Origin of the sequence: Bacillus sp. REN16 (assembly GCF_020731355.1) — a bacterium.
In the GTDB taxonomy this organism is placed as follows: domain Bacteria; phylum Bacillota; class Bacilli; order Bacillales; family Bacillaceae_L; genus Ferdinandcohnia.
Genome location: NZ_JAJFZK010000001.1, coordinates 320126 through 335934, shown reverse-complemented (window position 1 = coordinate 335934; position 15809 = coordinate 320126). Strand labels below are relative to the sequence as shown.

14 protein-coding genes and 1 other annotated feature are annotated in these 15809 nt (G+C 37.7%); of the genes, 2 read left to right on the top strand and 12 right to left on the bottom strand.

Translation table 11 applies throughout. The features are described 5' to 3' along the window. Window positions 1-186, top strand: coding sequence for a hypothetical protein (locus LKW28_RS01585; protein ID WP_229138587.1), 186 nt, complete (start codon window positions 1-3; stop codon window positions 184-186). Between the two features lie 58 nt (window positions 187-244). Here the strand turns inward: LKW28_RS01585 and LKW28_RS01580 are convergent, their stop codons facing one another. From LKW28_RS01580 to LKW28_RS01555, 6 genes are all read right to left on the bottom strand, one after another. Further along, a complete protein-coding gene (locus LKW28_RS01580) occupies window positions 245-1450 on the bottom strand; it encodes a putative glycoside hydrolase (protein ID WP_229138586.1) in 1206 nt (401 codons plus the stop codon). A gap of 199 nt (window positions 1451-1649) precedes the next feature. Further along, complete coding sequence (locus LKW28_RS01575; protein ID WP_229138585.1) at window positions 1650-2588, bottom strand: ABC transporter ATP-binding protein; 939 nt, start codon at window positions 2586-2588, stop codon at window positions 1650-1652. A 10-nt stretch (window positions 2589-2598) separates the two neighbouring features. Beyond that, entirely contained in the window at window positions 2599-3648 is a 1050-nt protein-coding gene (locus LKW28_RS01570) for an ABC transporter ATP-binding protein (RefSeq protein WP_229138584.1), read from the bottom strand. Window positions 3649-3660: 12 nt separating this feature from the next. Then, window positions 3661-4578, bottom strand: a complete 918-nt coding sequence (locus LKW28_RS01565) for an ABC transporter permease (protein WP_229138583.1) — start codon at window positions 4576-4578, stop codon at window positions 3661-3663. Window positions 4579-4581: 3 nt separating this feature from the next. After that, window positions 4582-5517 carry an ABC transporter permease gene (locus tag LKW28_RS01560; protein WP_229138582.1) on the bottom strand — a complete coding sequence of 312 codons (936 nt, stop codon included), beginning with the start codon at window positions 5515-5517 and terminating at the stop codon, window positions 4582-4584. A 94-nt stretch (window positions 5518-5611) separates the two neighbouring features. Then, window positions 5612-7246: a peptide ABC transporter substrate-binding protein gene (locus LKW28_RS01555; RefSeq protein ID WP_229138581.1), complete on the bottom strand. Its 1635-nt coding sequence runs from the start codon at window positions 7244-7246 to the stop codon at window positions 5612-5614. A 173-nt stretch (window positions 7247-7419) separates the two neighbouring features. Continuing rightward, window positions 7420-7657: a binding site (T-box leader), on the top strand. A 75-nt stretch (window positions 7658-7732) separates the two neighbouring features. On the opposite strand from LKW28_RS01555, the gene trpS reads away from it, so the two are divergent. After that, entirely contained in the window at window positions 7733-8722 is a 990-nt protein-coding gene (trpS, locus tag LKW28_RS01550) for a tryptophan--tRNA ligase (RefSeq protein WP_229138580.1), read from the top strand. 178 nt (window positions 8723-8900) lie between these two features. On the opposite strand, the gene LKW28_RS01545 is transcribed toward trpS, so the two are convergent. The 6 genes from LKW28_RS01545 to LKW28_RS01520 all read right to left on the bottom strand — a co-directional run bounded on the left by LKW28_RS01545 (window position 8901) and on the right by LKW28_RS01520 (window position 15654). Next, window positions 8901-9650: a YjbA family protein gene (locus LKW28_RS01545; protein ID WP_229138579.1), complete on the bottom strand. Its 750-nt coding sequence runs from the start codon at window positions 9648-9650 to the stop codon at window positions 8901-8903. Between the two features lie 197 nt (window positions 9651-9847). Further along, window positions 9848-10756: an oligopeptide ABC transporter permease gene (gene opp4C, locus LKW28_RS01540; RefSeq protein WP_229138578.1), complete on the bottom strand. Its 909-nt coding sequence runs from the start codon at window positions 10754-10756 to the stop codon at window positions 9848-9850. A 15-nt stretch (window positions 10757-10771) separates the two neighbouring features. Continuing rightward, window positions 10772-11722 carry an ABC transporter permease gene (locus tag LKW28_RS01535; protein ID WP_229138577.1) on the bottom strand — a complete coding sequence of 317 codons (951 nt, stop codon included), beginning with the start codon at window positions 11720-11722 and terminating at the stop codon, window positions 10772-10774. Window positions 11723-11862: 140 nt separating this feature from the next. Continuing rightward, entirely contained in the window at window positions 11863-13536 is a 1674-nt protein-coding gene (locus tag LKW28_RS01530) for a peptide-binding protein (RefSeq protein WP_229138576.1), read from the bottom strand. Between the two features lie 115 nt (window positions 13537-13651). Beyond that, the gene (locus LKW28_RS01525) at window positions 13652-14674 is read right to left on the bottom strand and encodes an ABC transporter ATP-binding protein (RefSeq protein WP_229138575.1); all 1023 of its coding nucleotides are present in this window, start codon (window positions 14672-14674) and stop codon (window positions 13652-13654) included. Then, entirely contained in the window at window positions 14671-15654 is a 984-nt protein-coding gene (locus LKW28_RS01520) for an ABC transporter ATP-binding protein (RefSeq protein WP_229138574.1), read from the bottom strand. Before LKW28_RS01520 ends, LKW28_RS01525 begins: the two co-directional genes overlap by 4 nt. Between the last annotated feature and the right edge of the window lie 155 nt (window positions 15655-15809).

Sequence of the window (15809 nt, the reverse complement as noted above, 5' to 3'; positions counted from 1 at the left end):
ATGGCAAGCTACATAATAGATTTAGGTATAATTGCTGTTTTGGTCATTGGTATTACTGCTTTGATGGGTGTTATGGCAAATGGAGTTGGGGAACGAGTTTTTGGAGGGAAGTCCGGTTCTGATATTGTTAACCGTGATTTAAATGTAAAAGCCGGTTGGAAAAACGTTGGCGGACGGAAAAAATAACATAATGCAGGCTGGCCCAAACATTGGGACAGCCATTTTTAACCCTTTTGTTTTTTTGCTATGGTGTGTAATCTACACCTTTAGTGTAGGTGTTTGCAGCGTTCCAAAGTAGAAATTCACTAATTCCTTGGTCTTGCAATCCTTTTATTTGAGCTTCTATTTCCGCTTTACCGTAAACTGTGTAGTTTCCTTTTCCAAGCCAACTCGCTGTAAAATCCTGCAGCCATGGTCTTGAAATTGGTCTACTATCGATTTGGCTTAGTTTATGATTTTCAACCTTTGCATATTCAGTAACTAAGCGATAAGGTTCTAAATCAGGACGAGGTATACCAAAATAAGATGTCCAGTGACTAGGATAAATCATCGATGAAATGACATCGACATGTTCAGATATCTTTGAGAAATTTTGACCAATACCAGGGGCTTCGGGCAATGTTGCGCTATATCCAAAGATATCCACCGAAACGTTTACATTATAGGGCTCTAGTTGTTCTTTTGCATATGCCACAAAATCCGTTACGGCTGCTACACGTTTTTGAACGTTATCAAGATTTGCCTTTTCATATGCCCCAAATCCAAAGGATAATGAACGATCAAGCTTCTCAAATCCTTCAGGAAAGCGGACATAATCAAATTGAATCTCTTGGAATCCAAGCTTTGCGGCTTCAATTGCAATCCCTACATTGTAATCCCAAACTTCTTTTAAAAATGGATTGACGAAAGCATCTCCTCTTCTGTTCGTCCAAACCTTGTCACCTTTTTTAAATGATAGATCTGGTCTACTTTTTGCTAATACCGAATCCTTAAACACGACAACCCTTGCAATTGGATAAATTTGCTTTTCCTCAAGCTTTTTTAGCATGGCAGTTGGGTCTTTAATATAATCCTTACCAATCCCTTTATACCTCGAACTCTGTGGAGGCACGTAAGTTAAATATCCAAAATCGTCTTTTACATCAATAACCATTGCATTAAGATCCGTGTCATCAATTAATTGTACAAGTTGTGGGAAACGATCACCACCTGCTGAATGGGCCGATACGTAAATACCGCGAATCGCATCAGGGTATTCAAATTGATAACCGGAATCCAATTCAAACCTGGTTACCATTTCAGGGATTCCTTTTTTAGACATCACCAATTTACTTGTAGGATGGGATTCCATCGGGATCTTTTTATTTTCTGCTGATCCTGTTTGATTTGCATATAAAAAACTGACTCCAGCTATGATGAAAACCACGAGAATTGCGATCATTTTTTTCATAAACATTCCTCCTTCCTTCATTTCTTTGATATTGCATATAAATTTTCCTGGAAAATTATAGACAAACCTTCCAAGAACTCAGTATTTATTAAATTGTATGAGCAGATTTGTCTGTATAATTATAGTTTTCTTATAATCGTTTTTACTATGAGTGGTAAATGTGGTCAAAAAAAATGGCCCTTTTATATAGGCCATTAAATTAACTGTATTGTGCTTTATATTCTTTGTATTCTTTTTCCGAACAGGCAACAAGATGTCCTGGTCTGATTTCTCGCAGCTTTACCTCTTCATTTTCTGAATATCCATGTTCTTTCGGATCATACATGAGTCTTTTTCGATTTCGTTCATAATCAGGGTCTGGTAATGGAATTGCTGATAATAATGATTTTGTATATGGATGAATGGGGTTTGAATATAGGTCGTCCGCATCTGCAAGTTCAACGATTTTCCCAAAATACATGACTCCAATTCGGTCACTAATGTATTTTACCATTGACAAATCATGTGCAATAAATAAATATGTCAATCCTTTTTCTTTTTGAAGCTTTTTCAATAGATTGACGACTTGTGCCTGGATTGATACATCTAAGGCAGAAATTGGTTCATCGGCGATGATAAAGTCTGGTTTTACCGCAAGTGCACGTGCTATTCCGATCCGCTGTCGCTGCCCCCCTGAGAATTCATGCGGGTACCGATTTGCATGTTCACGATTTAACCCAACTGTCTCCAAAAGTGAGTAAACTTGTTCCATTCGTTCACTGTTGTTTTTGGCAAGACCATGAATATCAATACCCTCAGCTATAATATCAGCTACTGTCATTCTTGGATTTAAAGAAGCATATGGATCTTGGAAAATCATTTGCATTTTCCGATTAAACTGTTTCAACTTTTTTTTGGACTTTTTCCCGTGGACATCCTCCCCGTTAAAGATAACCTCGCCACCGGTTGCATTATATAAGCGTATAATTGTCCGTCCAGTTGTCGATTTTCCACAACCGGACTCACCTACAAGACCCAGTGTTTCTCCTTTGTAGATATCAAAAGTGATTCCATCCACAGCTTTGACCAGATTTGATTTTCCAACATTAAAGTATTGCTTTAAATTTTTGATTTCGACTAATTTTTGTTTTTCTGCCATTTTAAGTTCATCATCCTTTCCCATTGCTTTCGGATGAGAAATTTTTCATTCGACGTTTTACGGCTTCAGGAGGCTCCACATTTGGTGCATCAGGATGAAGTAACCATGTTGCAGCATAATGTGTATCCGAAACTTTAAACATGGGTGGATCCATTCCATAATCAATTTTCATTGCAAACCGATTTCTCGGTGCAAACGCATCGCCTTTTGGTGGATTTGTTAAGTCAGGCGGCGACCCCGGTATTGCCATAAGCTCTGTTTTATTATCATTGTCAAGACTAGGCATTGACGACAATAATCCCCATGTATACGGATGCTTAGGATTATAAAAGATTTCATCAACCGTTCCATATTCAACTATTTTACCAGCATACATGACAGCTACACGATCTGCGACATTGGCCACGACACCTAAATCATGAGTGATAAAAATAATCGATGTATCTAATTTCTTTTGGAGATCCTTCATTAAATCCAAAATTTGTGCTTGAATTGTAACATCCAACGCCGTGGTTGGTTCGTCTGCTATCAATAATTTCGGGCTTGACGCTAATGCAATGGCAATCATTGCACGCTGCCTCATCCCGCCACTAAATTCATGAGGATACTGATTAACACGTTTCTCTGGGCTAGGAATTCCAACAAGTCTTAGAAGCTCGATTGCCCGATCCTTTGCATTTCCTTTAGACATATTTTGATGTTTTATCAAAACCTCCATAATTTGCATGCCAACCTTCATTGTTGGGTTAAGGGAGGTCATCGGGTCCTGAAAGATCATACCGATATCTTTACCGCGAACCTTCTCCATTTCCTTATTGGTTTTTGGAACAAGGTCTTCTCCATCAAAAAGAATTTGTCCCTTCACAATTTTTCCTGGTGGCATAGGAATAAGCTTCATGATTGTTTGAGAGGTTACACTTTTCCCAGAACCTGATTCACCAACTATGGCAAGTGTTTCACCCTTATATAAATCAAAATTCACACCGCGGACCGCTTTTACTTCACCCGCATAGGTTTGAAAAGAGACTTCAAGGTCTTTTACTTCTAATAGCTTTTCCATTTACTCACTCCCTTACTTGCGCATCCTTGGATCTAATGCGTCCCGCATTCCATCCCCTATTACGTTAAAAGCAAAGATTGTGATACAGATTAAGGTGGCAGGGAAGAACAAACGCCATGGATAATATTCAAAGGCAGGTAATCCTTCCGAAGCCATTGTTCCCCAGCTTGCCAGTGGAACCTGTACACCTAAACCAAGATAACTAAGAAAGGATTCAGTAAAGATTGCATTTGGAATTGTTAACGTCATTGTAACTAAAATTGGGCCCATGGAATTTGGAATTAAGTGCTTAAACATAATTCGTTTGACATCGGCGCCCAGCGTTTGCGCCGCAAGTACATATTCCTGATATTTTAACTGTAAGACTTGTCCTCTAACAATCCGCGCCATATTAATCCAGCCAGTAATCGTCATCGCAAGAATCATGGTTCCTAACCCTTGCTCTAAAATAACCATAAGTAAAATAACTAACAGCAAATAAGGTACCCCATATAAAATATCAGCCAATCTCATCATAATTTCATCGACCTTACCGCCCATATAGCCGGATATACCGCCCCATAAAACCCCAATAACAAGGTCAATAACCGCAGCTGCTAGTCCAATAAACAGGGAGATTCGCGCACCTTCCCACGACCTTGTAAAAACATCTCGTCCCAATTCATCAGTCCCGAACCAATGAACACTAGACGGTGCCTCATTGGCATGAGCAAGATCAGTTGTCCGATAATCAAATTCATTCATCATTGGACCAAAAATTGCCATAATTAATAACAGTATTAATACAACAATACCTGCTACTGCAAGTTTGTTTTTCTTAAATCGAGAGATAACATCTTTCCAAAACGAGAGACTTGGTTTTGAAATTTTTTCAGCTTCATTCTCATTAATCGTTGCTGGTGTAAACAATTCCTTTGGAATATTCTGCATAAGTTACTCTCCTTTCTTCGCCCCAGATAGTTTGATGCGAGGATCAATAAATCCGTACAAAATATCAACAAGGAGAACAGAAATCAAGAGTAAAATACTATAAAAGACAGTGACTCCCATAATCACTGTGTAATCACGGTTTGTGATACTTGTAACAAATTCGTCCCCTAATCCAGGTATTCCAAAGATTTTTTCAATCACAAAGCTACCGGTTAAGATCCCAGCTGTTAATGGGCCCATATATGAGACAACAGGTAGCATTGCATTTCGGATTGTATGCTTAATGGTGATTGTCCCTTGTGCTAACCCCTTAGCACGAGCTGTTTTTATGTAATCATTACTCAATACTTCAAGCATACTTGAACGAGTTAATCGTGCGATAAAGGCCATTGGTGAGGCTGCTAAGGCAACTGCAGGTAAAATTGTATGCATAAAGGATTCCCATCTCGCAACTGGAAAAAGGTCGAGCTTAATGGCGAAAATATATTGTAAAACTGTAGCTAATATAAAACTTGGAACTGAAATGCCGAATACAGCGACTATCATGGCTGAATAATCTTGCCATTTATTATGATATAAAGCAGCAATTACCCCTAAAACAACACCAATTGCAATTGCTATCAGAATGGACTCAATCCCTAAGAAAAAAGAAATCGGAAATCCATTATTAATAATTTCATTAACAGTCATTGCTTTATATTTAAAGGATGGACCAAAATCCCATCTCGCCACATCATATAAATAGTTAAAATACTGTTTATATAAGGGTTGATCCAAACCATAATGGGCATTTAGGGCTGCTTCAATTTCAGGTGGAACTTCTTTTTCCTTTGTAAAAGGACCTCCTGGTGCCGCTTGCATTAAGAAAAATGTAGCGGTCACAATCAAAATAAGAGAAACAATCATGTAGATTAATCTCTTAATAATATATTTTGCCACTTTATACACCTCCCGTTGCCATTTCAAAAAGTAAGGTATATAGGCAACTATATACCTTACTTTTTTGTCCTTTAAGTTGACTCGTTATTTTGAATTACTCAAAATATGCCCACTTAAACTGTGCATCCCCCAGTGGAGAAATAACGACTCCCTTTAGGTTCTCATTTTGAACCCAGTTGTTTGTATAAAAATAGATGGGTGATATCGGCATTTCACTGATTACTAGTTGTTCAGCATCTTTAAGTAGTCTTAAACGCTTTTCCTTATCTGTTTCTTTTGCTGCTTGTGCAAGCAAATTATTAAATGTCTCATTTGTCCAACCTGTATCATTATTTCCGGCTGGCACAGTAAAAATTTCAAGGAAGTTTACCGGATCATTAAAATCAGCCAACCACCCCGCACGACCAATTTGGAAGTTCCCCTGATCAATATTATCAAGATAGACAGTCCATTCAGCATTATTAAGGGTTACATTTACACCAAGATTCTTTCTCCACATATCTTGGATTGCTTGTGCAATCTTTTGATGACCTTCTGATGTATTATAAGATAGTGCAATCTCTGGAAGCTCGGAAACGTCTGATAAACCTAGCTCATCTAATGCCTTTTGCAAATGTTCCTTAGCAGCATCAACATCATTATCTTTGAAATAACCTTTCTCATTTTCCTTAAGAATGGCTGAAGGAACTAACGCCATTGCTGGTATTTGCCCACCCAGTGCAACATTTTCGACAATCGCTTTTCGATTTATTGCAAGGGCAAGTGCTTTTCGAAGATTTTCATTTTGGAACGGCTCTTTATTAATATTAAACTTATACCAATACGTACCAGCAATTGTGCTTTTTTGGAGTGTTCCTTCCTTTTCTAAAGTGGGAATAACATCAGTCGGCAATGCTGACATAGGAGCACCAGCCCAATCTAACTCCCCTTTTTTAAAGCTCTGGTATTCTGTACTAGGATCATTAATCATATCCATTGTGATTTTCTCGAGCTTTACAGAATCTGCATCCCAGTAGTCCTTATTCTTTGTAAGAGTAATGGATGCTGATTTATCAGAAATTACAAATGGGCCGTTTGAAACATAGGATTCGTCCACACGGTTTGCCCAATTCGGATTGTCCTTTGCTATTTTACTGTTTACCGGGAAATACGTATAAAAGGCTGTTAATTCTAAGAAATAAGCAGTTGGGTTCGTTAATTTAACCTCAAGCGTCTTATCATCAATCGCCTTGATTCCTACATTATCCATTTTATCGATTGATATATCTGGTGTGTCGTATGCGGTTTTTGCACCTTCAACATAGTTGTAAATTTGTGATGCATAGTCGGATTGGTTTCCTGGGACCAAAACCCATTTCCATGCATATTCAAAGTCGTGGGCTGTAACTGGATCACCATTTGACCATTTGGCATCGCGAATTGTGAATGTATATGTTTTTCCATCCTCAGATACATCAATTTTTTCCGCCATTGCTTCTTCTGGTTCCCCATTTTTATTGGTTCGTGTTAAACCTTCGAATGCATGTCTCAGTACTACCCCAGAGGTTGCATCAGTTGCTAAGCCTGGGTGCAGTGTTGGAGGTTCAGAGCTAATATTTATTCTTAGTTCTTGCTTTGCCCCTTCCCCTTCTCCTCCACCTTCTTCCTTATCTTTTTTAAATGTTCCACAAGCCGAAAGAACGAGGATACTTGCTAAAAGCAGGCTAAATAGCCACAATATTTTTTTCAAATCGATTACCTCCTAAATATGTAATTTCTTTAGTTGTTCCGAAAAGATATACGCTACTTATGTTGTTTCAAATCGTACTTTCTTATGCGTGTTGACTCCCTATGTTTTCCATTAATTTTTAACTTCAATACTTGCAATTCGAAATGAAAAGATTATAATAAAAATAATATGAATAACGTGCTATGATGAAGAGTAGTACATATGAAGACCATTGGAGGTATTCCTCCAGCAGAGAGTCTGTGGTTGGTGTGAACAGATGATGGATCATATGGAATGGACTTTTGAGCATCTTTGCTGAAAAATGGAGTAGGCTTTAGACGTGTTCCTTACGTTACAAGGATACGAGAGATTTTACTCATTCATCTGGGTAAAATAACTAGGGTGGCAACGCGGTAACCATTCGTCCCTAACATTTATTTGTTAGGGACGGATGGTTTTTTATTTTGTCTTAGCAATTACAGTTTATATTTAAAGGAGAGAAACAAAATGCAAACAATTTTTTCAGGTATTCAACCAAGTGGATCCGTAACATTAGGTAACTATATTGGAGCAATGAAACAATTTGTTGAATTGCAAAACGAATATAATTGCTTCTATTGTATTGTGGACCAACACGCGATCACGGTCCCACAAGATGCAAAAAAATTACGTGAAAATATCAAAAGCTTAGCTGCTTTATATCTGGCAATTGGTCTCGATCCAGAAAAAGCAACTCTTTTCATTCAGTCAGAGGTTCCTGCACATGCTCAAGCAGGTTGGATGTTACAATGTGTATCTTATATCGGTGAACTCGAGAGAATGACTCAATTTAAAGATAAATCACAAGGAAAAGAAGCGGTTGTCGCTGGATTACTAACATATCCTCCTCTTATGGCTGGAGATATTCTCCTGTATAATGCAGACCTTGTACCTGTCGGCGAGGACCAAAAGCAACATATCGAATTAACACGCGATCTTGCAGAAAGATTCAACAAAAAATACCGTGAAATCTTCACAGTCCCAGATGCAAGAATTCCTAAAGAAGGTGCAAGAATTATGTCTTTACAGGATCCAACTAAAAAAATGAGTAAATCGGATCCAAACCCAAAAGCTTATATCGCTTTACTGGACGATCCAAAACAGATTGAGAAAAAAATCAAAAGTGCTGTAACTGATTCAGAGGGTATTGTGAAATATGATAAAGAAAATAAACCAGGTATTTCAAACCTGCTTACTATCTATTCAAATTTCAGCAACAACTCCATTGAGGAAATTGAAGCGATGTACGAAGGAAAAGGTTATGGTGATTTTAAGGCAGACCTTGCAGAGGTTGTATTGAATGAAATTCGCCCTATTCAAGAAAGATATTATGACTTCCTTAACTCATCAAAATTGGATGAAATTCTGGATACTGGTGCTGAGAAAGCAAATAGAGTAGCAAGTAGAACTATCAAAAAAATGGAAAACGCTATGGGACTCGGAAGAAAAAGGAAATAAGGTCAATAAAAAAAGGATTTGTTCAAAACAAATCCTAACTTTAATCAGTTGGGCTTAGACCCAACTGATTAAAGTTGAGCCTCCGGCGGATGCCCCAGATTTTTTGGAGGAAGTTTTTCGAGCTTGCTCGAAAAAAATCTGGGAGCAAATACGCCAAGGCGTATTTGATTAAACCTTTTTAAACCTTCGATTCATGTTCAATTTCCCAAAGCTTTTCAAAAAATGGTTGGCCTTTAATTAGGTTTTCACATAGTAGAACATGTTTGCCTGTCCAACCGCTTCTGGTCTCTTCATAGAGGTTTTCCCATACTTCCTCAAACTGCATTTCCTGAATTTCTTGGTATCGGAGCGGATTCCATTCCGTGTACCAATACCTGATTTCAGCCACATTTTTTGTGGATGCTAACTGATCTAACGCCATAAATAAAAGCTGCTTTAGCTGCCTCTCCTTACGGGTTAGGCCTGCCATTTCAACAGGTGATGGAGATAAAATATGATATTCCTTTTCGTTTGTGCTATCCTTACATTCAAAAGTATAAGGAATTGCTTCATGTCCGCTCACCATTTCATAAACGAGCTGTTCCTGTCGTGGAATTAATCGACTTTTTCGGATCGGAATGTTGTAGCCTATTGTGTCAATCGCCATAATTCCATTACCGTCAGTGACCACAAAACAGTAATCTAACTGAATCCGTTCATGATTTTTACGAACATACGCTTTTTGGTGAACATCCATTAGAAGTTGCTGTGGCAGTTCCATTAAATCATTCTCAATGTAGTTAAACAATGGAGACTCAATTTTTAGCAAAGGTACCTGGTCTAACAGTTCAACACTATCATCCTTGCGCCATTCATGGAAGTGGCAAACGTTGTAACCATTTTCTTCACCTTCAAACCAATTTACCCAAATATCATGAAGAAACAACATTTATTACCCCTCACTTCAAAGCTGTTTGTCAACAGTATAGGCAGAAGGTGGAACTTTTATTCCAAAATATTCTTGTATTGTTATAAATTCCTTACAAATGATTAATGCTTTCTATATGATACAATCTTATAAAACATGACGAAAAACAATTGAATAACATTTGCCAGAAGAAAAAGCCAAGATGGCATCTTGGCTTTTTACTCATTTATTTTTGGATCGAGGGCGTCACGAAGACCATCACCCACGAAGTTAAAGCAAAGTACAGTAATCAATATCATTAAACCTGGAGCGGTTGGAACCCACCATTGGTTAAGCATGATTGTAATACTCTGTGCCCCTTGTAGCATATTCCCCCAGCTTGGTGTCGGGGGCATAATACCTAATCCAAGATAACTAAGGGCTGACTCTGCTAAAATAACTCCTCCAACATTTAATGTTGCTGCAACAATGATTGGACCCATTGCGTTAGGTAGAATTTCCCTGAATATAATTGTAAAGCTTCTAGTTCCGATTGTCTTTGATGCCAAAACAAACTCACGACCACGTAATGATAAAAACTCACCTCTAACCAATCTGGCAGTGGTTGTCCACCCTGTAAGTGCAAATATAAGAATTAACTTATCAACACCTGGATTAAAAATTGTAACTAGTGTGATCAGCAAGAAGATTTGTGGAATTGAAAGCATAATGTCTACAAATCTCATTATTATTGCATCAACAATACCACCAAAATATCCTGCAATTGCACCGAGTGCTGATCCAATCGTAATTGCCCCAGCAACTGAAGCAAACCCAACTAATAATGAAATTCTTGCACCAAACAATAATCGAGTTAAGAGATCTCGTCCAAATGTATCTGTTCCTAATAGATGTTCCTTACTTGGGTTTACTAATCGTTTCAACAAATCCTGTTTGTCCGGATCATGTGGTGTTAAGAATGGTGCAAATATCGCTGCTAAGATAATAAGAATCAAAAGCACTGCACCGATAACTGCAAGTTTATTTTTAAAGAACTTGCGGATCATTATTTTTGTCAAAGTATCGGCATTTGAACTTAAACCTTGGAGTTCTATTTCATTTCCTGATGCTAAATTAGGCTGTGTCATCCTTATTCCCCCCTTCTAGTATTCAATTCTCGGATCAAAGATAGCGTAAAGAATATCGGCTATAAGATTTCCTACTACTACTAATACGGAGGAAATAACTGTTATTGCCATAACAATCGGGTAGTCACGTTGGAAAGCCGAATCAACAAATAATTTTCCAAGTCCTGGCCAACCGAATACAGATTCTACAATAACGGAACCACCGATGAAACTTGGTATCATAATTCCAAATATCGTTATAACCGGAATTAGACCATTTCGTAATCCATGTTTTGCGATTACCTTTCCTTCTTTAAAGCCTTTTGCTCTAGCTGTTCTCATATAGTCTTGGCTAACAACCTCAATCATACTTGAACGAGTATATCTTGTTAATCCAGCCATATCTGCTGTCGCCAAAACGAAAGCAGGTAAAATTAAATGGTGAATACGATCCCAAATACTAAATGGCGCATTCAAAGTTTGAGTACCCGCAGCTGGGAACCACCCGAGATGAACAGAAAAAATCATAATTAATACTAAACCAAACCAGAAATTGGGGACAGCAAGTCCTAAAAATGAAGATACAGTAACCGTGTAGTCTATTTTAGAATAAGGACGTACTGCAGAAATTACACCAAATGGAACTGCAATTACAATCGCTAATATCGTTGATACTCCCATCAACAAGAGAGTGTTTGGTAATCGATTCCATATCAATTCAGAAACATCTCTTCCCTTATTTATAACAGAATCTCCAAAGTCACCTTGAAGCATATTTCCTAACCACTTGAAATACTGTACATGGATCGGGTCATTAAATCCATATTTCTCCATAACCAATTCTCTATCTGCTGCACTAATATTAGGATCCATCATGAGTGCAGTTGGGTCACCAGGAGCCATATGCATAATTGCAAATGAGATGATGGTAATTCCTAATAATAGGGGAATAGCCATTAATGTTCGACGGATGATATAAGATACCATAGCTATTTCTCCTTCACAATTTAATAAATTCGTCTATGTTTGATCTAGATACATGTATCCAGTAATTTTCAGTATCCATAAAGAAAGAGGGAAGGGAAAATTCACCCTTCCCTCTGCACTACCATCATGCTTGATATTTATTATTCGGCAGGTTGTAACCACCATTTATTTGCATTAAATAATTGACTTTTTGGATGGAATTCATAACCTTGTAATTCTTCCGGCATTGCACGGTATTCAATTGGGTAATACAAGAATGTATAAGCTTGGTCTTCTACAAGAATTTGATATAGGTCTTTATGAATTTGAGTATACTTATCTCTATCAGTTGTTTGTCTAGCCTCTTCCATTAACTTATCAGCTTCAGGATTGCTGTACCAGTTCATGTTTAAGCCTTCCTTAGCTTGACTTGAATGGAAAATATCATATTGGTCAGGGAATGTTGATAATGACCAACCAAGAATCATTGCTTCGTAATCCCAGTTTGGTGCAGATACTGCGTCAATAAATGCGGACCATTCAACGATTTCTGGTTTTGCTTCAACGCCAATTTCTTTAAATTGTTGTTGTAATACTACAGCGATATCTTCACGGACTTTGTTACCTTGGTTTGTTTTGATAGAGAATGACATTTCTTTGCCATCTTTATCAACGATGCCGTTACCATTTGTATCTTCCCATCCAGCTTCTTTCAGTAATGTTTTAGCTTTTTCTAAATCATATTCAAATTTTGGTACATCATCATTATATGTCCACATTAATGGGCTGTCAGGAGCGTCAGCTGGTTGACCTGCACCATTCATAATGCTATCAACAATTGCTTGTTTGTTAACAGCATGTGTAAATGCTTGACGAACTTTCTTGTCTTTAAATCTTTCATCCTGTTGGTTAAATCCAAGGAATGTATAAGATAAAGCTAAATCTTCCTCAATCTTAGTTCCTTCGATTGCTTTTACAGTGTCAAGTTCAGTTCCAGGGAATGCATTATACATATCAATTTCGCCAGCTTGTAAAGCTGCGATTAAAGCATTTGCATCTGCAACATATCTTGTAGTGATTGTATCCAAATACGGACGACCTTCAAAGTAGTCTTCGTTAGCCTCTACTTTTACATACTCTCCGTCTTTCCATTCTACAAATTTGAATGGACCTGTACCGATTGGCTTATAATTGAACTCATTCTCATGAATTGTAGCAGGGTCAACATCTCCTAAGATATGCTCAGGTAGTGGACCATAAGAACCTAATGTAGTAGGATAGAAAGTTACATCTACTTTATTCAAAGTAAACTTTACAGTAAATTGATCGATTTTTTCAATTTTTTCTAAGCTGTCAAAGTTTGATTTACGTTCAGATACAACTTCTGGTTTTTTCATCAACTCGTAAGCGAATACTAAATCATCAGCATCCATTTGTTCACCATCGTGCCACTTAACATCTTCTCTAAGTTTTACAGTAAACTCTAATCCATCTTCTGATTGTTGAATATCTTCTGCTAAGTCATACTCATCTTCAAGATTTTTGTTTGTTTTAATTAATGCATTATAGACTAATCCTTCAATATCACTTGAAGCAGTATCCGTTGAGAAATACGGATTAAATAATGTAGGGCTACCAGCAGACCCGATTACCAAATCCCCACCAGTAACTGGCTCAGTATTTTTTGGTTCTTCTTTAGCTGGTGTTTCTTCTTTTGGTTCTTCTTTTTCAGTGTCTCCGGAAGCTTTTTCGCCTCCGCCAGAGCAAGCTGCTAAGAAAAGTGACATTGCAAGTGTTAGGACTAAAAATAGCCATAAGCTTTTTCTTAACTTCATGTTTGTTTCCCCCTATCATTTTTGTTAGAATTTTTAGTTTTTACTACTTAAATTGATCCCTCTTGGGTGCATCTCCTCCCTTCAAAGAATCTATATATTTTCTGTGCAGCCACCTTTATTGGTAAAGGTGACATGCAACAAAATGCCCTTGTTTGACTTCTTTAAATTCCGGCACCAGTTGGCGACAAATATCAGTTGCAGCCGGACATCTTGTGTGGAACACACATCCACTTGGTGGATTTGAAGGGCTCGGAAGCTCTCCTTTAAGAACAATTCGTTCTCTTTTAATCACCCCTGTTTTCTTAGGAACAGGTACCGCTGATAATAATGCTTGTGTGTATGGATGAAGTGGTTCAGCATATAAATCTTCTTTATTTGCTAATTCCATCATTCTACCTAAATACATAACTCCCACTCTATCACTTATATGTCTTACAACACTTAAGTCATGTGAGATAAAGATGTACGTTAGTCCAAATTCTTCTTGTAGATCTTCCATCAGGTTTATAACCTGTGCTTGGATCGACACGTCAAGAGCTGATACAGGTTCATCCGCGATAATCAATTCTGGATTTAAAGCGAGTGCTCTTGCAATCCCAATTCTTTGACGCTGGCCACCTGAGAATTCATGTGGATATCTGTTGATAAAGGAAGAGTTTAATCCAACAGTTTCCATTAATTCTTTAACTTTCTCTTCTCGTTCTTTAGCGGTGTGTAATTTATGAGTAATTAATGGTTCTTTGATTATAGAGCGTAAAGTCTTTCTTGGATTTAGAGTTGCGAAAGGATCCTGAAATACCATTTGAATGTCTTTTCGAACAGATTTTCTAAGTTCACTTTCAGACATATGTGTGATGTCTTTGCCCTTAAAAATGATTTTTCCATCAGTCGGTTCGTACAATCGAATAATGGTTCTTCCGGTTGTTGATTTTCCACATCCAGATTCTCCAACTAGTCCAATTGTTTCCCCTTTTTTAATTTGTAGGCTGATACCATCTACCGCTTTAACATTTCCTACATTTCGCTGTAAGAGACCAGCCTTGATTGGAAAATATTTTTTAACATCCTGAAGTTCAAGGATGACATCACTATTTTCTTGTGATGTTTTGACTTTCTTTTCTTCATTTGTTGAAATCATGCTTTTGCCCCCTCGTCATCATATAGGAAACAGCGAACTGCTCTGTCTTTCCCCATCTGTTTTAGCTGAGGTGCTTCAGCAAAACAGCGGTCAAAAGCTTTGGAACAGCGTGGAGCAAATCTGCATCCTGTTGGCATATTTTCTGGTGATGGTACGTTTCCTTCAATTGATTGAAGGCGTTCAATTTCACCTTCTATCGCAGGTATCGAGTTCATCAGACCCACCGTGTATGGGTGTAATGGTTCATCAAACAGATCATCTACTGGTGATTGCTCAACAACTTGGCCACCGTACATTACTACGATATTATCCGCTACCTCTGATACGACACCCAAATCATGTGTGATTAATAGTATTGAAGTATCAAATTTTCGACTTAGGTCTTTCATTAAGTCAAGTATTTGGGCTTGGATTGTAACGTCAAGTGCCGTTGTAGGCTCATCCGCAATTAGAAGCTTTGGATTACAGCTCATTGCAATCGCTATCATGACCCTTTGTCTCATACCGCCGGAGAGACGATGCGGGTAATCATTGATTAAGTCAGCAGCCCTAGAGAATCCAACCAATTCCAACATTTCAATTGCTTTTTTGGTTGCTTCTGCTTTGGACAATTTTTGGTGATACATCAGCACTTCAATTATTTGTTCACCAACAGTAAGAACTGGGTTAAGAGATGTCATTGGTTCCTGGAAAATCATTGATACATCATTACCACGTACCTTACACATTTCTGCTTCTGATAATTCAACAAGATTTCTGCCGTCTAGAATGATCTCACCATCAACGATTTTTCCTGGTGGACTTGGTACAAGCTTCATAATAGAAAGCGAAGTAATACTTTTACCTGATCCAGACTCACCAACTATTGCTAAGGTTTCACCTTTATTTATTTTCAAATCAACGCCATCTACGGCAGGTATTACTGTTTTCTTTTTGTAGAAGTATGTTTTTAGATTTTTTACCTCAAGTAATGTAGCCATAAATTAGGTTCACCTTCCTTATCGGAACTAAACAAGTTCACTCATTATTCAAAATATAATATATTTAGAGAAATATCAACCAAAAATTTCTAGCAATCTCTTATTTTACCAGATTAAAGCTTTAAAGTAACAAACACACTAAATTATCTGAAAAA